Consider the following 21,251-nt stretch of genomic DNA (forward strand, 5'->3'; position numbering starts at 1 on the left):
CATAAAATTTTGAAGCACTGTATTCAAAATTAGAAAAATGAACTTTTATTAAAGAGATACCCGCTTTCGCGGGCACGAGTATGACTACAACAGACCAAATCAAAGACCTTAAGTCGCGGCTGGACGCCTTGAGGCGCTATCTTTGACATTGCTGGCAAAAATATAGAGATTACCAACGACGAAGAAAAAACCTTTGATCCCAACTTTTGGAACAACCCGCGCGAAGCTGAAGCTTTTATGAAGGTTTTGCGTACCAAAAAAAAATGGGTAACAGATTTTGAAGCAGCTTTAAATTTTACCGAAGAAACCGAAATTCTGCTCGATTTTTATAAAGAAGGCGAAGGCACTGCTGAACAGGTTGATGCCGCATTTGAAAAAGCCGAAAATGCTATTGAGGCATTGGAATTCCGTAATATGCTTGGCGAAGAAGGCGATGATATGAGTGCCGTACTTCAAATTACGGCCGGCGCTGGCGGAACCGAAAGCTGTGATTGGGCACAAATGCTTATGCGCATGTACCTAATGTGGGCGCAAAAAAACGGTTATAAAGTAAAGGAACTCAACTTTCAGGCGGGCGATGTTGCTGGCGTAAAAACTGTAACCTTGGAAATTGAGGGCGAATACGCCTTTGGTTGGTTAAAAAGTGAAAATGGAGTCCACCGATTAGTGCGTATTTCCCCTTTTGATAGTAATGCAAAACGGCACACAAGTTTTGCGAGTGTTTATGTTTATCCGTTGGTGGATGATACCATTGAGATTGAAATAAACCCGGCCGATATTTCCTGGGATTTTGCCCGAAGCAGCGGTGCCGGTGGACAAAACGTAAATAAGGTTGAAACAAAAGCCATTCTTACCCACCACCCTACCGGAATTGTAATTCACAATAGTGAAACGCGCAGTCAATTGGATAATCGCGAAAAAGCGATGCAGATGCTTAAGTCGCAATTGTATGAAATTGAACTGCGGAAACAACTTGCCCAACGTGCCGAAATAGAAGATAGCAAATTGGCTATAGAATGGGGCTCGCAGATCCGGAATTATGTTTTGCACCCTTATAAATTGGTTAAAGACGTTCGTACTGCGCACGAAACCGGAAACACCGACGCTATGCTTGATGGTGAGATTGACGAATTTTTAAAGGCGTATTTGATGATGACTGGACAGAAAGAGAAAAAAGATGAGATTTAAAAAACAAAGGGAACAAGATTTGAAAAAATCTTCGTTCCCTTTGCAAATCATATTTCTTCTGTTGGCATTATCCTTCGAAGTTCGACGGGTATAATCTCAGCTGTTATGAAAACTTAAGCACCCCGATATGATAGTCTTATAAAAGTACGATATTAAAATTTATAAGCACGTTGCTTTTTCAAAACTTTAACATTGAAAATTAACTGCGCTTTCTGCCCACAAAATCTGTAGTCCAAAATACAAGTAATAGAATTACAAAAATACCGCTTATGTATTTTGCAGGCTCTAATCCCCCATCTCCAAGGCCTATAAACCCAATAACGCCAAACACAATGGCCAAAATAATATAGATTGCTTTCCAGTGAAGCATGAGGAGGTTGGTTTTGGTTGTTTAAAACTTTGAACTAAAGTTAAAACAATTCACGGATTTTTTTTAGAAAAAACCAAATAATTTTAACACAATATTCTAATTTTCTACACCTTCGAAATAACTTTTTGAAGATAAATACGAGCCTTCTTCAGAATATCCTTCCAATGAAATTTCAAAAGTTCCTGCTACGTCTGATGTGTAGAATGTAACAACGCCACCATTTTCGGCAGGATTAAAATCGGCCTTCCAAAGCAATTGTACCCTATAATCAGGAATTCTTGCATTTTCAGACTTTTGGGAATAATCTGGGCGGAAATACTTTTTGTCTTTCACTGCAGGTGGAAGATTTAATTCTTCAATATATCCTTCTTTTTTTGTGGGTACAAAATCACCTTTTTTGGTTTCTACTGCTATTACCCCACTGAATAGTTTTGGGCCAAACCTATAGGGCTGGTTAATAACACGTATGCTTTTTATCTCTCTGGCATTATAGTTAATCAAATCTTCATTGTTCAAAATTTGCATGCCATCCATTAGCACCAACGGCGGTATAGCATTAAAGTTTGCGGTTCCATTTGGGTCATATTCATTGTTTACAACAAATCTACTATCACTTCCACTTCCTCGAATGGCTGCAAGCGTCACAACTTCAACAAAAGTTTCTTTTACGGTAGAAAAACGGGTATAATCATCCAATAAGAACACTGTGCCTAAATTATTATAAAACGGTAAGTTCATTTCATTTTTAAGAATACTATCCTTTTTTGCATCATAATATGCATTTTCAATTTGCATTTGCACACTTCGTTCCTGCAGCCAGTTTTTCAATTCAGTACCCAATTTTAAAAATGATGCTCTTTTTTTGCCCAAATCAAAATCTTTTTTATCTAAAACAAGATTAAAGTTTGTAGCTTCAGAAGGGGTTTCATTTAATTGCACAATACTTTTTTCAGCATTATATCCTTCGGGCACAGAAAAGAAAAACCTTCCATTACTATTGGTTTTTGCAATTTTAAAAACATAATCCTTTCCCGGAATTGTAAGCGAGACTTCCTTGTTCGGCATAGGTTGATTAGAAGTTTTGGAAAACACTACACCTGAAATAATTTCGCCACGAAGCTCAGGTATATAAAAGGTTTCTGAAAGTTTGCCTTTTGTACTATTCGTAGATTTATCCGAAATCTCAATTGGATCCATTTTCCGAACAGAAAGCACGTAATTTCCACGGTTGTTAACCGGTAGATTTTCAATATTTACAGTAACTTTTTCGCGATACCCATAAATAGTTTTGTCTGTCGTGATTTGATTTCCCAATTGCGATTTTAAGTTTTCTTGCGGCGTAAATTCTGGTGTCTTTTTTAGAAATACAGTATCCATTGACTTTCCAATAATTTTCTCTGTCTTTACAAAAGAGTTTAAAACATAAATATACCTCTCCACAAAAGCGTCTTGACTGTTGTTCCTTGAAAAATTGGTATAGCCAATGAGTCTATAAATACCTGTTTTCAGAGAAGAAGGAATGAAAAAGTCACCATTTGCAGTTCCATTTTCCACTTTCAATTTATGGCTAAAAACTACGGAATCATTTTCGTTGCGCATAGAAACGTATAGCACCTTGCTAAGGCTGCTTTTTTTATTGGCAGCGCTGAGATTATAGGCTTTATATTGGAGTAATTCGCCAGCCAAAAGCAGGTTTGAATTGATTGAAAGTTGCACATTTTCTTTTGGGAAAACTTTTGTGTCAGCTGCAACTTCCGATTTGGGAATTTGCGCAGTTGCAAAAATTCCGAAAAGTAAAAATGCTATGAATATCGATTTTTTTATCATAATTAATCTTCCCAAAAATCGGGTCTTATATTTGATGAAAATGAAGTGCATACACTGCATTCTGCTTGAACAATTCTATAAATGGTATTTTGTGCCAAACTCAGCACTTGATAGTCAAAATAACTTAAATAAGTAAATATGTTTTCCCGTTCATTGGGATCATTATCAAATGTAGTATTGTCAAGATAATCCAACACCAGCACCTCACACTCCACAAAATATGGTGGTTTCTCTAAGCCAAAATCTTCATAATTGAAATAAATCCGTTTCGAAGTCATAGATGAAGCTTCAAAGAAACCCAGAACCTTTTCATCTGGATTTGCAACCGAAACCATATTGCCCGCCACATATCCAGGTTGTCCTTGGGAGAGCAGACTTTCCACACTCCCTAATTCTTTTACTATTTTATAGAATGTATATGCTTCTATGCTTTGCACATATTGTTTTACTAAAATGCTGTACCGGGTTTGCATTTTTGCATCAAGCTTTGAAAGGTATTTTACAGGAAATCGAAATACTCTGTTCTCATTAAATTCGGTAGTACTAGTTTGGTTTATTCCTGTTGAATTTTCTGTGGAGTAACAGATTTCCTCTGGTTCCCTTGGTGTTAAAACAACATCATATGTATAGTTATCTGGATTGAAATTGATTATTTCAGCTATGTAAGGCGAAGGAAATGGAGCTACAACTTTATAAGTTTCTTCATATTCATATCTAAAATATTTTGCATTTCCTGTTGGATCTTCCGTGTTTACCAACACCTGTACCCCATCTTTATTTGCGCTTAAATCATCAATTCGCTCAGCATAAACCTCATCCATTTCTACTGTTGGCGGTAATGTTACGGCTGCCGAACTGTAGCTTTTACCATCCTGTGTTTCTATGTTTAATGTATAGGAAACGTTTGGTTGGGCGCTAAATGGTTGGTTTGAATTGTAAAATCCAGTTTCATTGTTTTGAGAGAAATTATATATTTCGCCATTGCTATCTGAAACAGTTACTGTGGCGTTGTTTTCAAGCAAAATTCCAGGATTTTCAAGAGTTGATGTACGGCTAAGTTTTACTAGCTGTGGTTTTAGTTCGTTTGTGATTGTACTTTCCACAACCAAAACGCTTTCATAATCAACTGTTTCTATTTCATAAGACTCCGTGCAACTGTATTGAAATACAATCACTAAAAACAAAGCCAATATTTGTTTAATTTTTCTTTGCATAATTAATCTTCCCAAAAATTGGGTCTTACATTTGATGAAAATGAAGTGCATACAGTACATTCTGCTTTCGCAATTATATAGACAAAAGGAGGTTGAAAATCAACTACCTGATAATCAAAGTAGCTTAGATAAGTGAAAATAATTTCCCTATCATTGGGGTCATTGTCAAGTGTAGAATTATCGCGATAATCTAGGATTAAATAATCACAATCCACGAAATATGGGGGTTTTTCAAGTCCAAAGTCATCGTAATTAAAGTAAATTCTCTTTGATGTCATTGATGAAGCCTCAAAAAAACCGAGAACTTTTTCATCAGAATTTGTATCTGAAACCATATTTCCGGCCACATACCCTGGCTGGCCTTGAGATAACAGACTTTCAACGTTTCCAAGTTCTTTCACAATTTTATAAAAGGTGTAAGCTTCCAAGCTTTGCACATATTGTTTTACCAAAATACTGTAACGGGTCTGCATTTTAGCATCAAACTTTGAAAGATATTTCACAGGAAAACGAAACACCCTATTTTCATTAAACTCAGTTGTTGCCGTTTGATTTATGCCCGTAGAGTTTTCAGTTGTATAACATATTATCTCTGGTTCCCTTGGAGATAAAATAACTTCATAAGTATACCATTCATCATCAAAGTTTATTATTTCGGCAATATATGGCGAAGGATAAGGCGCAACGATTTTATACGTTTCTTCATACTCATAACGAAAATATTTCGCATTTCCTGTTGGGTCTTCGGTATTCACTAAAACCTGCACTCCATCTTTATTATCTTCATTGTTTACAATTCGTTCTCCATATACCTCATCTATTTCAACGGCTGGTGGCAAAATTACCGGGGAGGAACTGTAGGTTTTGCCATCCTGTGTTTTTATATTTAAACTATACGAAACATTTGGCTGTGCGCTAAAAGCTTGGTTTGAAACGTAAAAACCTGTTTCGCTATCTTGTGAAAAACTAAAATTTTCTCCATTGTCCCCCCTAACTGTTACCGTAGCATAATTCTCCAGTAAAATTTGAGGATTTTCCAAGGTGGAAGTTCTGCTAAGTTTTACTATTTGGGGCTTTAGTTCATTTGTAATCGTGCTTTCAACAACCAAGACATTTTCATAATCCACAGTTTCTATTTCATAAGGCTCGGTGCAGCCTACCAGAAAAAGGAATGCTGAACAAATTATTATATAGAATGTCTTAGTTTTTATCATTCCTAAAACTTAAAGTTATATGTTATTGTTGGCACCGGCACAGAAAATATGGAAGTTTTGTAAGCCTTTATTTCTCCTGCATCATTCACAAAAAATACGGAATACGGATTATTTCTCCCCAACACATTATACACAGAAATATTGATAAAACTGTGTGCCAATTTATTAAGTTTGTGGTTTCCTTCAATGTTTACGCCCAAGTCTAAACGGTAGTAATCAGGTATTCTGAATTGATTACGGTCACTGTAAAGCACCTGCTCCTCGCCTGCAAAAATATATCGGCCAATTGGGTAGGTAATCGGTCTTCCCGTTTGATAGGTAAAATTGCCCGAAAAGCTAAAACGCTTGGTCAATTTATAATTAGCAACTACTGAAAAATCGTGGGGCTTATCATAGTTTGCAGGAAAAAATTCGCCATTGTTTACGCGCTCCTGCATAATTTGACTATCCAATTTCACTTCTGAACGCGAATAGCTATAACCCAAATAACCGTTGAATCTTCCTGCATTTTTTTTCACAAGAAATTCTACGCCATAAGCCCTTCCCTCACCTTGCAATAGTTCGGTTTCAAGATCATCGTTCAAAATTAATTGGGCGCCAATTTTATAATCCAGTAAATCGTCCATTGTTTTGTAATATCCTTCAATGCTGAATTCCACGTCTTTTCCGGGAAGGTTTTTAAAGAATCCCAATGAATATTGGTTGGCGCGCTGTGGCTGGATATTTAAATCTGAAAGCTTCCAAATATCTGTGGGCGATTGTGTTGTATTAGTTGAAAGAAGGTGCAAATACTGAATAGTACGGTTGAAGCCAGCCTTAACAGAAAAATCATTCCCCAATAAATAACGGGCAGAAATTCTGTATTCTGGACCACCGTAGGTCTTTATCACTTCGTTTTTACCGTAAGTTCTAACTTCAATCACAGAACTTTCACTTCGCGGAACGCCTTCCGCATAAACATTTTGGGTTGCTTCACCCAAAGCCGCATAAAACGAATATCTTAAACCAACATCGAGTAAAAACTTATCGTTTATTTCAAACAAATCTGCAAGATAAATGGCAGACTCCAAGCCTTTTTCACGGTCAACGGTCTTTGGATTAACATCTGAATTTGGGCCAATAGGAGCTATTTCTCCGGGATCTACGGAATAAAGTTTGCTACTAAGCCCATAACTTAATTTGTGTTTTTCACTCAGTTTATAATTGAAATTCAGTTTTGCTTGATATTCGTTCAATTCATAGCCAAAGTCAAAATCCTCGTTTGCATCTGCTTCGTAATTGATTCCGTATTTGTATTGACTGCTCACCAAAATGAGCTCTGCTCTGCTCTTTTCACTAAAATTATGGCCGTATTTCAACGAAATCAAACGGTTGTTATAATCAAAAATAGAGTCGGAAGTTATACTGAAACGGTCTTTGCTAAAATAAAAAGTACCCTGAACAGAATTGTTGTTATCGATGTTATGCTTGTATTTCACAATACCATCATAAAAGGAAGCTTCGCTATTTTTGAGTTCTTCTTCATCAAGGCTTCTTAAAATCCAGTCGGAATAAGTAGCGCGGAAACCTGCAATCAATGAAGCTTTTTCCTTCACTACCGGAACTTCTACCGCAAGGTTTGCGGTAATTGGTCCCACAGAACCTTCCCCTGCAAATTTTTCCATATTGCCCGATTTGGTTTCGATATCAAAAACCGAGGACAATCTTCCGCCGTATTCGGCAGGAATACTTGCTTTATAAATTTCCAAACTTCCCGTGGTAAAAGGGTTTACTGCCGAAAAGAAACCTAAAAAGTGAGACGGATTGTAAAGCACGGCGTCATCCAGCAAAATAAGGTTTTGATCAGAACGGCCACCGCGAACGTTGAAACCGCTGGAACCCTCACCTGTTGTTTTAATTCCGGGCATTGTGGTTGCAACTTTCAAAATGTCGCGTTCGCCCAAAACAAGTGGAATTGTTTTAATGGATTCTATGTCAATATTGGTCACGCCCACTACCGCATCACGAACATTGGCATCTTTATTTGACTTTACAACTACTTCGTCCAATGATTCGGTATTCTCCTGTAAGGTTATATTCAACGTGCCATCGCCATACATAATTACATCCTGTCTGATTTTTTCATACCCCAAAAGATTGGTTTCCAGTTTATTCAACCCGTAAGGCAAGCGAATGCTGAAACGCCCGTCAGAATCTGTTACTGCATATCTGGAACGGTCTGTAGTAGAAATGGAAAGGTTTTGAAGTGGTTCGCCGGTTTTGGTATTTTTAAAAATCCCCGTAAGTGTATATGTTTTATTTGCTGAATTTGGCCGTTGCTTGCCAATGGTTACCAATTTTCTATTTTGAACTGTTTGCGCCGCAGCATATTCCTCTTGAAAAATTGGGGTATTATTGTTTTCCTCTATAACATTTTCATCAGGTTTTGCCTCATTGAAATAGTCTGAAGGCAACTCAGTATATACATAGGTATTGTTCAGCAGAATTACGTTTCCGTCTTTTAAAACGTAATTTATATTTGTGTTTTCAAACAAACCATCCAAAACTTTTCGGAGTGGCTCATTTTCAAAATTTTTGGTTACAAAATGGCCTTTTAACCAGGTTTTGTCAAAATAAAAAGTTTTGTTTGAGAGCGTTTCCACTTTTAAAACCGCTTCCTCTAAAGGGGTGTTATTGAAACTGGCCGTGATTGTTTGGTTTTGCCCAAAAATTCCACAGGTGACAAATAACAATGTTATAAGAATTAAATATTTTTTTTCCATCTAATAAATTTCCTGCAGATTACTTTTATTTTGTGTTTTCGGTTGCGCCATCCAGATATTTCAACAGTTTAGTCATATAACTATCCGGATTGGATTTATAGAGTGCTTTGTAGCTTTTTGAGAAATTGCGGATGAGCTCTTTTTTCTCTGGCAAAATCTTTTCAATGTCTTTTGAAGAACTGACCGAGTAATATTTTCCGTTGTTTTTCAGTACATAAAAATTATTCTCGGTAAATCGATATTGAATTCCGCTATTGAGTGCTTTGTCTTTTTTCTTTTTTGTGTGTTTTATATAAAGGCTTAAATCGTTTCCAATATAAGCGGTTTCAAAAAAACCATTTCCCGAAAGGCTTAAGCCGGTTTCGGGCAATCTAACAAAATGGTGATTGTATAGTGTGAATTCAGTTACAAATTCAGGAATCATTTTAACATTGAAAACACTCAGGTTATCATCAGAGCGCACCAAAAGATTATCCTCTAAAAGATCATACTTCAAAGAAACGTTTACATAATATTGTCCATTGTATGCAACAGATCCTTTGGTATAATCAAAACCATTGAAATACCTATAACTGCCATCAGTATTCAGAAATGGGTCGGTAAATTCAGTTCCGTTGTAAAGACCCGTATTGTCCAAACCAACAATGGCGTCGTAGGTTTCGTAAATATTATTTTGTGATTTTGTCTGGGAAAAGGCTCCTAAACCAATAAAAGTGAGGAGCGTAAATGTGAGATTTATTCTTTTTAAAGGCATATATTTTTTTTGCGATTTTAAAAGTACATAAAAATAGTTTTCATTTGAAATTTGGCTTGTTAAATGACTTCTTTTATTAAATTTTAAATCTTTTTATCAATTAAAATTCTTCCACAACTAAAAATCGAACGTATTTTTACTTCAAAAAATGAAGGCCGCTACTTTAAAGGAAATAAAAACTGAGCTCAACCACAGATCTACGCAGGAATTGCTGGAGCTTTGCCTTCGTCTTTCAAAATTTAAAAAGGAAAACAAAGAGCTACTCACCTATTTACTTTTTGAATCTGCCGATGAAGAAAGTTTTATCCAAAGCATAAAAAATAAAGTGGACGAGGATTTTGAAACTATAAACACTAAAACCTTTTTCTACATAAAAAAGAGTGTCCGGAAAATTTTGCGCGAGCTGAAAAAATTTATCCGTTATTCGCAAAACAAAGAAACCGAAGTAGAACTTTTGCTCTATTTTTGTGAGAAGTTGAAAGATTTTAAACCTTCCATAAAACGAAATATTACACTTTCCAATTTATATTATAGACAACTGGATTACATTTCAAAAAAAGTGGGAGCATTGCACGAAGATTTGCAATATGATTATGAGCTAGAACTTGAAAATCTTAAATCTTAAAACTTTAAACTTATAACTTTCAACTTATAACTAAAAAAATGACAACATTATACCACAACCCACGCTGCAGTAAATCACGTGAAGCACTTCACCTTTTGGAAGAGGAAGGAGAAACCATTGAAATAATAAAATATCTTGAAAAGCCCCCATCACACCAAGAGTTGAAACAAATAATTGAACTTTTGGGAATAGGGCCAATAGAACTTGTGCGAACCCAAGAAACCGATTGGAAAGAAAACTACAAAGGCAAAAACTTAACAGACGAGGAAATTATTGACGCAATGATTGAAAATCCAAAGCTCATTGAACGCCCCATCGCAATAAAAGGAACGCATGCCGTGATTGGAAGACCACCAAAAAAAGTACTCGATATTTTATAGTTTAGTTGTTTTTATTTAACAGAAAATTGGCAAATCATCGTTAAACCACGGCTATTTTCGTGAGTCAAATTTGCTAAAGAATTCTATGAAGTTTTTATTATCTGTTCTACTCTTATGCGCAACAACAACCCTGTTCGCACAACAACCTGAAAAAAAACAAGTTACCATTAAAGGAACCATCTTTGAAGAAGGAACCAATTATCCGTTGGAATATGCCACGGTTTCTTTCATCAATCCCCAGGGAAAAACCGTCACCGGTGGGATAACAGATACTGAAGGCCACTACAGCATTGAAGTTCCCGAAGGAAAATACACCGTTCAGTTTGAATTTATTTCATACAAAACAAAACAGCTTACCAACCAAAACCTCACAAAAAACACAACATTACCAAATGTTTCTTTAGCTTTGGATGCCGCCAGTCTGGATGAGGTAGTTGTACGTGCCGAAACAACCGAAGTTCAAGTTAGATTAGACAAAAAAATATACAATATAGGTAAAGACCTCACTGCTGGTGGCGCCACCGTTAGCGACGCCTTAAACAATGTTCCTTCAGTAACTGTGGATGTTGATGGCGCAATTGCACTTCGGGGAAATGAAAACGTTAAGATTCTTATTAACGGGAAACCTTCTGCTATTGCTGGTTTTGGCTCTACTGATGCCCTTCGCCAACTTCCTGCGGAAGCTATTGAACGAGTAGAAGTAATCACTTCTCCATCAGCTCGCTATGACGCAGAAGGAACTGCTGGAATCTTGAATATCATCCTTAAAAAGGAAAAAACACTTGGGCTTAATGGTTCGCTTAGCACAAGTATTGGCGTTCCGCTGAACAGCAACGCTTCCGGAAATATAAATCTTCGCACAGATAAATTCAATATTTTCAATACCACAGGGGTTTATTATAGAAATAGCCCTGGAAAAGCAAATTTCAACAATAAATATTTTCCCCGTACTACTTTAGATGATAATGGAAACCCAATTACCGTTGTTCCGGAATTTGACCAAGTCATTGAAAATAGAAAAATGGACCGGATGGGGAAAGGCTTCAACACAAATTTAGGTATTGAATATTTTTTGACAGACAAATCCTCAATCACTGCCAGCGGTTTTTACCGTAAAGGAGATGGCAATGATGAAACTACAAACAATACTGCAAACTATAACAACAACATTCTTGAGGAGCAAAGCAAGAGAATTGAGAACGAAAGTGAAGATGATTCAAACTATCAGTTTTCATTAAATTATGTAAATAATTTCAACGACAAAGGCCATAAATTAACCGCAGACCTTCAGTACGATCGTGGAAAAGAAACCGAACGATCACTAATTACCGAACAAAGAACACTGCCAGATTTTGAAATCCTTCCTTCTGAAGATATTATTAATAAAGAGAACCAAAAAGAATATTTGGCGCAGGTTGATTATGTTTTACCAATTGGTGAAAATGCACAGTTTGAAGCTGGCTATCGCGGTAATTTTGAACAAACGATTACGGATTATACTTTGCTTGAAGAAGCGGGAACGTCTGGAAATTTCATCAGAAACGACAGTCTTTCAAACGTTTTCACCTATGATGAAAACGTAAATGCCTTCTACACGCAATACGGAAATAAATTCGGTAAGTTTTCTTTCCTGCTTGGGCTTCGTGTTGAAAACACACAGTTAAAAGGAAAGGTTTCTGCTGAAAATGTTTCAAACATTCCTTTCGATTTAAATTTCGATAAAAATTACACAGGTCTTTTCCCAACTGTAAACCTTACTTATGAAATAAAGGATAACGAAAACATCACACTTGGGTATAACAGGCGTATAAACAGACCTCGAAATTGGTTTATAAATCCTTTCCCATCGCGTTCCAGCGAAGCGAATATTTTCCAGGGAAACCCAGATTTGGATCCGGCTTACGCAAGCGCTTTTGATTTAGGTTACCTAAAACGTTGGAAAAAACTCACCTTGACCACTTCCGTTTATTATCAATATGAAACAGATGCTTTTGAAAGAGTACAGGAAGAAACTGGTGAGGTAACAAGCAATGGAATTCCCGTAATTCGCACTTTGCCAATTAACCTTTCCACAAATGAGCGCTACGGTTTTGAAGCCGGACTTCTTTACAATCCCACAAAATGGTTAAACCTAAACGGAAGTTTTAATTATTTTCTCTTTAAAACAGAAGGATTTTATAATAACATAGATTACGGCGCAGAAAACACTAGCTACTTCGGAAGGTTTAGCAGTAAAGTGAAATTGCCTGCAAAAATTGAATGGCAAACCAACGCTTTTTATAGAGGGCCTTCCAATAATTCACAAACGGAATCAGACGGAATTCTTTCGGTAGATATGGCGATGAGCAAAGACATAATTGATGACAATGCAACACTATCCCTTAACGTGAGCGACCTTTTTAATACACGAAAAAGAAATAGCCTTACAACAACAAATTCCTTTACTAGTGAAAGTGAGTTTCAGTGGAGACAGCGCCAAGTAACGATGACTTTTACTTATCGTTTCAACCAAAAGAAGCAGCGTCAGCGTCCAGAAAGAAATGGCGGCGGTGATGATGAAGGTGGTTTTGAAGGATAAATACATTAAATAAAAAAAGGGAACCAAATTGGTTCCCTTTTTAAATATATTATAGTTTGATTTATGATTTAAAAATAAATAAATTACAAATTAATTATATATTTAGAAAATAATGAATTTATCAAAATATATATTGCCTTATATTGGACTGTGCGTGACTTTTTTTATGGGATTATTTCCATTAATAAGGTGGTTATTGCCCTATGTATTAACTATTTCAACAGCTATTTTTATATTATTTCTAATAACTGATTTTTATAAAAAGAGACTTAAATACAAGCCACCTTCAATTTTACATTTTCTAAATGAAGGTCTTTTTATAATAATTATAGTGTGGACAAGTTATTTTTTGCTTAATTTATATGAAAATATTATTGTTTATATTTTTCTTTGTTGCCATATAATAATAAAACTTTATAAGGATGTAACATATGTAAGTTTGAAAAAAAACATTTAAATAAAATATGTATTTAGTAATTACCATCAATAAAAAAAGGGAACCAAATTGGTTCCCTTTTTAAATATATTATAGTTTGAAATTTACGATTTCAATTCGTTCTTTTTCTTTGCCTCACGCTTCATTTTCCAGCTTTCATATAGCGAACCGCCAATCCAATAAGGAAGAATGCTTACCAAGAAAATCATTAACCAAAATCCTAAAGTAAGAATCATTAAAAATGCAAGAAATCCTAAATATTGTTCAAAAGTAAACATGATGTGGCGTTTTTAAATTGATGGTTCAAAGATAAAAGGTTTTTTTGAGAAACGACAACAAAACTTTTTGATTTATTCACAACAAATAAACAGCCGCGCGGGTTGAACAACTTTTCACTTTTCGCTACCTTTGCCTTCGCGCTCCGAAGCTTCAGCGAAGGAGTACTAAAAAAGTTCCGAAGCCATGGCTAAGGAATGTAATTAATTCAAAATAAACCATTTCACAATGCAATATAGAATAGAAAAAGACACCATGGGCGAGGTAAAAGTACCTGCCGACAAACTGTGGGGCGCCCAAACGGAGCGTTCTTTTGAAAATTTTAAAATCGGTCCAAAAGCTTCCATGCCGTTGGAAATAATTCATGGCTTTGCTTATTTGAAGAAAGCTGCAGCATACACAAACTGTGAACTTGGCGTTCTTTCCGAAGAGAAAAGAGATTTGATAGCCAAGGTTTGTGATGAAATTTTAGATGGAAAACACGACGACCAATTTCCACTTGTGATTTGGCAAACTGGAAGCGGTACCCAAAGCAATATGAACGTAAATGAAGTAATTGCAAATCGTGCGCACCAAATTGCAGGAAAAACGATTGGTGAAGGCGAAAAAACATTGCAACCAAATGATGATGTTAACAAAAGTCAATCCTCAAACGATACTTTCCCAACAGGAATGCATATTGCAGCCTATAAAAAATTGATTGAAACTACGCTTCCCGGCGTTGAACAACTTCAGAAAACGCTTTCAAAAAAAGCGGAGGATTTTAAAAGTGTTGTAAAAATAGGCCGTACCCATTTTATGGACGCCACTCCCCTAACCCTCGGGCAGGAATTTAGCGGTTATGCCGCTCAACTTGAGTACGGAATTAAAGCTTTAAAAAACACACTTCCACATTTGGCGGAGCTCGCTTTGGGCGGAACTGCCGTTGGAACGGGTTTAAATACCCCAAAAGGATACGACGTAAAAGTTGCCGAATACATTGCAAAATTCACAGAATTGCCTTTTGTAACTGCAAAAAATAAGTTTGAAGCCCTGGCGGCACACGATGCATTGGTTGAAAGTCACGGCGCTTTGAAGCAGTTGTCGGTTTCATTGAACAAAATTGCAAACGATGTGCGCATGCTTTCCAGCGGTCCACGCAGTGGAATTGGAGAAATCAATATTCCAGCAAACGAACCTGGATCATCAATTATGCCCGGAAAAGTAAATCCAACGCAATGTGAGGCGTTGACGATGGTTTGTGCCCAAGTAATAGGAAACGATATGGCGATTGCGGTTGGCGGAATGCAGGGGCAATTTGAATTAAACGTTTTTAAGCCAGTAATGGCTGCCAATTTCCTTCAATCCGCACAATTGATTGGTGATGCCTGTGTTTCGTTTGATGTGCATTGTGCACAGGGAATTGAACCTAATTATGAAGTAATCAAAAAGCAATTGAACAACAGTTTGATGCTCGTTACGGCCTTGAATCCAAAAATAGGTTATTACAAAGCTGCGGAAATTGCAAACACAGCCCATAAAAATGGAACTACTCTAAAAGAGGAAGCAGTAAACCTTGGTTATTTAACTGCGGAAGAGTTTGATGAATGGGTTAAACCGGAAGATATGATCTAAGGATTTTAGATTGAAGATTCAATTTTAGACCACGAATTCACGAATATTTTTAAATAATAATTCGTGAATTCGTGGTTTTAAATTTTATGCTTTTGATTTCTTTTTCTTCCCGTAAAACTTTTTATACCTAAAATAGGCCACGGTACTCAACAGAACAGCAAAGGCCGTGATATACCAAACAAAAGTTGGTGTTGCCGGCGCATCGCCACTGGCATAGGAATGCAATCCACTTAAATAGAAATTCACTCCAAAATAAGTCATCATAATTGAAGCGTAAGCAAACAGAGCAAAAACATTAAAAGTCCAACGCCCGCGAAGTCCGGGAACCAATCTTGCGTGTATTACAAAGGCGTAAATCATAATACTAATCAAAGCCCAAGTTTCCTTTGGATCCCAGCCCCAATAACGGCCCCAACTCTCGTTGGCCCATTGTCCACCCAAAAAGTTTCCAATAGTAAGCATTACCAAACCAACCGTCAGCGCCATTTCGGTTACAACTGCAAGTTCACTGATATTGATTTCCATGTTTTTGTAGTTTCCTTTGGTGGTAAAAATCATCAAAAACAAAGAGGTTGCGGCTAAAATCATTCCTAAAGTGAAAGGTCCATAACTGCCCACAATTACGGCAACGTGTATCATCAACCAATAACTATCCAAAACAGGCTGCAGGTTTGCAATTGAAGGGTCCAACCAGTTTTCGTGAGCAACCCAAAGGATGATTGCGCCCACAAAAGCGGTGGAAGCAACGGTTAAATCGCTTCGTCTTCCAAAAGCCAATCCGAAAAAGACTGTTGCCCAAGCTACATATACAACAGATTCATAAGCATCACTCCACGGCGCGTGGCCGCTTACGTACCAACGTAAAGCCAAACCAAGAGTCATTACCGCAAAGAAAACCCACATAATGATTTTTGATGTTTTTATAAGGGTGCGAAGTATTTTTCGATCCTTGAAAAGTTGTGCGATAATAAAGATGAACATCAAAACCCCAAACACAGCAAAATATTTGTACAATCTGTTGAAAATATCGGCTCTGTTGTAAATTGTTTCTGCGCGCAGTTTGCTTTCGGAAGGCATTACTTCAGCACCATATTTTTTTTGAAAATTCGTGATGCTTTCCAAAAATTCATCTGCTTGGGTATAATCGCCACTTTCTCGTGCTTTTTTCAAACTGTCAAAATATAACGGAAGAATATTTTTGGCATACAGTGAATCCATTCCCTTCAAATTCGCTTCATTCAATTCAGGATACGAAACCCATTTGTTGCCCTCATCATCTGGAATTGGAAATATTTTCAGAATACTTCCGCTTAATGCGGCATTCAGCAATGAAAAGTTTTCGTGTGCCTTAATAAAATCTTTTTGAAATTGGTTCGGATTTGTAGTTCGTGTGGCTGCTTCCAGATAAGGCTCCAATTTATAGTTTCCTCTTTCATCAAAAAGATCCAATAGTGCAATGTCTTTCTGTCCCTCGGGAACTCCAGCAACGTGGCGGATACTGTCATTTCCTCGTTTTAGGGCAATTAACGGTACTTCCACCCAAAGTCTTGGAAATTCAGTCATCGAAATAAAAACCTGATTAGCATCCAAGCCTTCGTAATTATCGCTACGGCTTATTTTTCGTAAAAGCTCGCTAGCGAAAGTGTTGATAGGCTTCATCCGCCCATTGTCCTGTATTATTAAATGTCCAAACTTGGCCGCGTGTTCTTTGCTCACGGCATTCACTTTTATCAGCGAATCTATTTGTTGTTTCGGAACAGAAGTATGCGCTGATGGTTGTGGTTGTTGTGCAATTCCCGAAAGGGAGAAAAGCAATACCAAAATAGTAATCATACTTTTTTTCTTGCGCTTTATACGGTTAAGGATTTCTTCAAGTTTTCCAAAACGGCTGTGTTTGCTGAAAAGAATTGCCATTAACCCTAAATAAAGAAGAAAATAACCTATATAAGTAATCCAAGTGCCCCACCAATCGTGGTTTACGGAAAGAATAGTTCCTCCTTCATCGGGATCAAATCCAGCCTGAAAAAAACGATAGCCTTTGTGGTCCAAAACATTGTTCATAAAAATGTCGGCATCAAAATGGGTTTTATCGGTATCTATAACCGTTACTTTACTTTTAAAGGAAGAATAGCCTTTTTCGGTGCCGGGATATTTTGTAGCTATAAAATCATTGAGCGTTAAGCTGAAGGGAATATCAATTTTTTCGGAACCATAGCTCAAGTAAACTTTCAGTCCAGCAATTTCAACTTTTTCAGGATCTGGGGCTGTTCCTTTTCCGCCGAGCAACTCAACGGTTTTGGTTTCATCTTTCGAGGAAACTTCCAAAATCAAAGCATCTTGATTGGCTGGTTCGCCTGCTCCCGCTTTAACTACGCCATATTTTCCTTTTGTAACGGTTTCTGGAATAACAAAAGAAATGCCGCCCATTCTGTATAAAGAGCGTAAGTTAAAAGGTTGAATGCTATCTGCAACCACTTCGCCCTGCTTTTGGTCTGCCATACGCATGTAGTTTCCTTCAAAGGGACTTGAAATGGTATAGACTCCATCTTCGGAAAAGCCAATGTTTATGGCACCTTGAGTGGGATTATTTATTGCAAAGATTATATTGTGAATTTCGGAAACTTCCCCCACTTTTACCCAATGATCGTGACGTTCGCCATCACCAGCTTCCACTATTTTTAAATATTCCTCACCATCTTCACTTGGTATTAAACCTTCCTTTGCCCCATTAATAAAATCCTTGTATTTAATGGTAACGGGCTGCTCGTTATAATCTGTTTCAATGCTGAAATCATTGTTCAACTTTTCGGAAAGCCTAAGTTTTTTAGGTTTTAATGGTCGTCTTTGCTGTACGCCATCAATCATATAATCGCCATCTATAAAAACATCGAGATAGGTTTGATCTGAAAGGATGGAATTTTCTGTCTGTCCCTCGCGGATGTGCATTACGCCTTCAAACCCAATATAGCGGGTTACAAAAGCGCCAACAATAATTAAAATGAAAGCCAAGTGCAGCGTCAATGAAGCCCACATTTTGCGTTTGTGAAGATTGTATCGGAAAATATTTCCCGCAAAATTGATCACAAAAAGCAACATTATTGCCTCAAACCACCAAGCGTTATAGATCAGCTCTCTAGTGTAAGGTGTTGGCGGACTTTGTGAATCTGCGTCCAAAAAGGTTCCGGCAGCCATAGCGACTGCAAAAACGATGAATAAAACGGCGGTTAAACGGGTGGAGAAAAGAACGGAAGCAATCTTTTTTTGCATTACAGGAAATTTTGGCGCAAAAATAAGGAATCGCGCCCATTTAAGCTACTGAAATCTGTTAACTATTACTTCTTTTACGTTCTTTCATTTCGGGCATTGTGAATATTCAAATGCATAAAAGTCGCCATATTTCTGGCTCGGTTTATCGCAATCTGTGCTGTTTCACCTTCAAAAAGTTCGTTTATGGTCTCCAACCAAAGATTTATCCAAGTGCCAAAGTGAAGTTCGTTGATGGTATTTCCACATTTTTTATCCACTTCAACGTGTGTGTGCAGCGGATTTCCGAAGTATTTGCGCTCAAAGAAAAGATTGGTTTCCCAAAAATCCGTAAGTAACTCAAGGTGGGTTTCCCAATCGGTAATTATTCCATTGAAAATAGGCCCGAGAAGTGCGTCTTTCCTTATTTTTGAATAGAACGTATTTACAAGCAAAGACACATCTTCACGGGATTCTATTTTCTTTTTGGACATTTTTTTATAGCAAAGTTATTAAAATCAACAATAGGTTTGCAACCAAACTAACCGCAAGCAACCAAAAAGCAATTTTTTTGTTGGAACCTGCAAGTAAAGCGGCATTGTAGCCCATACATAGGGAAACACAGAGGGTCAATTCAATTCCTGAAATAATGCCCGTACCCTGCGCCAAAATAGTCATTGCAGCTATGGAACCGATGCAACTGTTCAAAATAATTGTAAGCGGAATGTACATATAATAATCGTTCACAAATTCTTCTTGCAATGATTTTATTGATAGTGATTTCATAATATAATAGTGTTTTGTTTTTAATGGTGTAAATTTACAACCCCTAACAGGCCCTATTTTATGAGGCAAATCATAAACCCATGATTCCTGAAAATTTATTGTTGGAGTACGGCGCAACCCTTGAAAATATAGATGTTTCCGAAGTTATTATTTCTGAAAAAAAACGTGCCGATTTCTATTTTCAGATAAAAACAGGGGAAGTGAAAATGTTCAACCTGAATGAAAACGGAAAGGAATTTGTGCAGGGAATTTTTTACGATGGCGAAAGTTTTGGCGAGCCGCCGCTTTTTGCAGATTTTAAATATCCAGCTTCCGCTTCGGCCGTAAAAGCTACTGAACTTTTCAAATTGTCAAAATCAAAATTATTTGAACTGCTCACCAACAACCCAGAGATAAATTTAAAATTCACAAAAGCATTTGCAAAAAGGCTTTATTACAAAGCCACGATTTTAAAGGAAATCTCCGTACATCCGCCGGAACATCGCATTCTTGCCCTGATAGATTTTTTAAAAAACAGATACGGTTCCGAAGAACTTTTCCAGGTAGAACTCACCCGGCAACAGATTGCAGATTTAACCGGACAGCGGGTAGAAACCGTAATCCGTGCCATAAAACAATTGGAACAGGACGGCGAAATAAAACTTATAAAACATAAAGTGTTTCGCTAACAATTTTCAAAAAACGTTAACTTCGCACTATGATAAATGTGGTTTTTTTAGGGTTTGGAAATGTGAACAGTAATTTGTTCAAAACTTTAAATAATCGTAACGAAATAACTGTAAAACAGATTTTTAACAGAAATTATATAAAAATGATTTCGCCTTTTGAAAATGTACCTTTTACAGATGATGTTTCAAAAATTAAAGAAGCGGATATTTACATTATAGGAATCCCCGACGATGCAATTTCCACGTTTTCAGAAAGCCTACCTTTTCAAAATAAGTTGGTTGTCCACACCTCCGGTGGCGTTTCAATGGGTGCGCTTTCAAACAACAATAGACGCGGAATTTTTTATCCGTTGCAAACCTTTTCAAAGGAACGTTCATTGGATTTCAAAAAAATTCCAATTTGCATTGAGGCCGAAAACAAAAAGGATTTGGAAATGTTGCGGAAATTGGGAGAAACCATTTCGGAAAACGTAGTGGAAATTTCTTCCGAAAAAAGAGCAAAACTACATTTGGCAGCGGTTTTTGTGAATAATTTTACCAATTATTTATATCAAATTAGCAGTGAAATTTTGGAAGAAGAAGATTTGCCGTTCGATTTGCTAAAACCCCTTATTTTAGAAACTGCTTCCAAAATTGAAAATCTTTCACCAGAAAAAGCACAGACTGGACCGGCAATACGTAACGATGCAAAAACCATTGAAAAACATTTACATTTGCTGGAAAATAGTCGCTACAGAAAGCTATACGAATTGTTTACAGAAGAGTTAAAGCAGAGTTATGGAAAAAAGCTATAAAGAATACCTAAAACACATCAGTGCATTTATTTTTGACATTGACGGTGTTTTAACTAACGGCACGATACAAGTGAACACCCAAGGCGAAATGTTCCGAACAATGAATATTAGGGATGGCTACGGAATTAAAACCGCGGTGGAACAGGGTTTTAAAGTGTGTGTGATTTCTGGCGGAACTAACGAGGGCGTACGTGTTCGTTTGCAAAATTTAGGGATAAAGGACGTTTTTTTGGGCGCCCACCACAAAACCAAAATCTTGGAAGATTATTTGAAAGAGAATAATCTTAAAAGAGAAAACATTCTCTATATGGGTGATGACCTTCCCGATTATGAGGTTATGCAGAAAGTTGGTCTTCCCGCCTGCCCTCAGGATGCCGTGCAGGAAATTAAAGCTATTTCAAAATACGTTTCGCACAAAAAAGGCGGAAAAGGCTGCGTTCGCGACGTGATTGAACAAGTGCTGAAAGTACAGGGAAAGTGGATGGCAACAAACGCTGTGAGCGCTAAATTCGATTAAGTTTC

Annotated in this window: 18 protein-coding genes; 8 read left to right on the forward strand and 10 right to left on the reverse strand. The window is 37.0% G+C overall.

What is annotated here, in order from left to right:
- Positions 1-80: 80 nt before the first annotated feature.
- Positions 81-1,188, forward strand: a protein-coding gene (gene prfB / locus A7A78_RS01365; RefSeq protein ID WP_117624746.1) for a peptide chain release factor 2 whose coding sequence is annotated in 2 segments (ribosomal slippage) — positions 81-143 and positions 145-1,188 — 1,107 coding nt in all. Because the reading frame shifts where the segments join, the coding sequence is not laid out codon by codon here.
- 199 nt (positions 1,189-1,387) lie between these two features.
- Here prfB and A7A78_RS14930 read toward each other — a convergent pair.
- The 6 genes from A7A78_RS14930 to A7A78_RS01390 form a co-directional block, all read right to left on the reverse strand.
- Positions 1,388-1,558: a DUF1328 domain-containing protein gene (locus tag A7A78_RS14930; RefSeq protein ID WP_117624747.1), complete on the reverse strand. Its 171-nt coding sequence runs from the start codon at positions 1,556-1,558 to the stop codon at positions 1,388-1,390.
- Positions 1,559-1,654: 96 nt separating this feature from the next.
- A complete protein-coding gene (locus A7A78_RS01370; RefSeq protein WP_068760484.1) occupies positions 1,655-3,385 on the reverse strand; it encodes a carboxypeptidase-like regulatory domain-containing protein in 1,731 nt (576 codons plus the stop codon).
- Positions 3,386-3,387: 2 nt separating this feature from the next.
- The gene (locus tag A7A78_RS01375) at positions 3,388-4,599 is read right to left on the reverse strand and encodes a DUF4249 domain-containing protein (protein ID WP_068760486.1); all 1,212 of its coding nucleotides are present in this window, start codon (positions 4,597-4,599) and stop codon (positions 3,388-3,390) included.
- A gap of 2 nt (positions 4,600-4,601) precedes the next feature.
- Positions 4,602-5,813: a DUF4249 domain-containing protein gene (locus tag A7A78_RS01380; RefSeq protein ID WP_068760488.1), complete on the reverse strand. Its 1,212-nt coding sequence runs from the start codon at positions 5,811-5,813 to the stop codon at positions 4,602-4,604.
- A gap of 2 nt (positions 5,814-5,815) precedes the next feature.
- Positions 5,816-8,575 carry a carboxypeptidase-like regulatory domain-containing protein gene (locus tag A7A78_RS01385; protein WP_068760490.1) on the reverse strand — a complete coding sequence of 920 codons (2,760 nt, stop codon included), beginning with the start codon at positions 8,573-8,575 and terminating at the stop codon, positions 5,816-5,818.
- 25 nt (positions 8,576-8,600) lie between these two features.
- The gene (locus A7A78_RS01390) at positions 8,601-9,329 is read right to left on the reverse strand and encodes a hypothetical protein (protein ID WP_068760492.1); all 729 of its coding nucleotides are present in this window, start codon (positions 9,327-9,329) and stop codon (positions 8,601-8,603) included.
- Between the two features lie 148 nt (positions 9,330-9,477).
- Between A7A78_RS01390 and A7A78_RS01395 the strand changes: the two genes are divergently transcribed.
- From A7A78_RS01395 to A7A78_RS01405, 3 genes are all read left to right on the forward strand, one after another.
- Entirely contained in the window at positions 9,478-9,954 is a 477-nt protein-coding gene (locus tag A7A78_RS01395) for a hypothetical protein (protein ID WP_068760494.1), read from the forward strand.
- Between the two features lie 38 nt (positions 9,955-9,992).
- Positions 9,993-10,334: an arsenate reductase (glutaredoxin) gene (arsC, locus tag A7A78_RS01400; protein ID WP_068760496.1), complete on the forward strand. Its 342-nt coding sequence runs from the start codon at positions 9,993-9,995 to the stop codon at positions 10,332-10,334.
- A gap of 85 nt (positions 10,335-10,419) precedes the next feature.
- Positions 10,420-12,912, forward strand: a complete 2,493-nt coding sequence (locus A7A78_RS01405) for a TonB-dependent receptor (protein ID WP_068760497.1) — start codon at positions 10,420-10,422, stop codon at positions 12,910-12,912.
- Between the two features lie 540 nt (positions 12,913-13,452).
- Here A7A78_RS01405 and A7A78_RS15045 read toward each other — a convergent pair.
- A complete protein-coding gene (locus A7A78_RS15045; RefSeq protein WP_094745996.1) occupies positions 13,453-13,626 on the reverse strand; it encodes a hypothetical protein in 174 nt (57 codons plus the stop codon).
- A 226-nt stretch (positions 13,627-13,852) separates the two neighbouring features.
- On the opposite strand from A7A78_RS15045, the gene fumC reads away from it, so the two are divergent.
- A complete protein-coding gene (gene fumC / locus A7A78_RS01415; protein ID WP_068760501.1) occupies positions 13,853-15,238 on the forward strand; it encodes a class II fumarate hydratase in 1,386 nt (461 codons plus the stop codon).
- Positions 15,239-15,322: 84 nt separating this feature from the next.
- Here the strand turns inward: fumC and A7A78_RS01420 are convergent, their stop codons facing one another.
- From A7A78_RS01420 to A7A78_RS01430, 3 genes are all read right to left on the reverse strand, one after another.
- Positions 15,323-18,505, reverse strand: coding sequence for a cytochrome c biogenesis protein CcsA (locus A7A78_RS01420; protein ID WP_068760503.1), 3,183 nt, complete (start codon positions 18,503-18,505; stop codon positions 15,323-15,325).
- A gap of 74 nt (positions 18,506-18,579) precedes the next feature.
- Positions 18,580-18,975, reverse strand: a complete 396-nt coding sequence (locus tag A7A78_RS01425; protein WP_068760505.1) for a group III truncated hemoglobin — start codon at positions 18,973-18,975, stop codon at positions 18,580-18,582.
- A gap of 4 nt (positions 18,976-18,979) precedes the next feature.
- Positions 18,980-19,267, reverse strand: a complete 288-nt coding sequence (locus A7A78_RS01430; RefSeq protein WP_068760507.1) for a hypothetical protein — start codon at positions 19,265-19,267, stop codon at positions 18,980-18,982.
- A gap of 80 nt (positions 19,268-19,347) precedes the next feature.
- On the opposite strand from A7A78_RS01430, the gene A7A78_RS01435 reads away from it, so the two are divergent.
- From A7A78_RS01435 to A7A78_RS01445, 3 genes are read left to right on the forward strand one after another with little or no spacing between them, the layout of a single operon-like run.
- On the forward strand, positions 19,348-19,935 hold the full coding sequence (locus A7A78_RS01435) for a Crp/Fnr family transcriptional regulator (protein WP_068760509.1): 588 nt from the start codon (positions 19,348-19,350) through the stop codon (positions 19,933-19,935).
- Between the two features lie 29 nt (positions 19,936-19,964).
- On the forward strand, positions 19,965-20,729 hold the full coding sequence (locus A7A78_RS01440) for a Rossmann-like and DUF2520 domain-containing protein (RefSeq protein WP_068760511.1): 765 nt from the start codon (positions 19,965-19,967) through the stop codon (positions 20,727-20,729).
- Positions 20,713-21,246, forward strand: a complete 534-nt coding sequence (locus A7A78_RS01445) for a KdsC family phosphatase (RefSeq protein WP_068760513.1) — start codon at positions 20,713-20,715, stop codon at positions 21,244-21,246. The genes A7A78_RS01440 and A7A78_RS01445 overlap by 17 nt, the downstream gene beginning before the upstream one ends.
- The last annotated feature ends 5 nt before the right edge of the window (positions 21,247-21,251 follow it).

The sequence above is a fragment of the Aequorivita soesokkakensis genome (assembly GCF_001641085.1).
In the GTDB taxonomy this organism is placed as follows: domain Bacteria; phylum Bacteroidota; class Bacteroidia; order Flavobacteriales; family Flavobacteriaceae; genus Aequorivita; species Aequorivita soesokkakensis.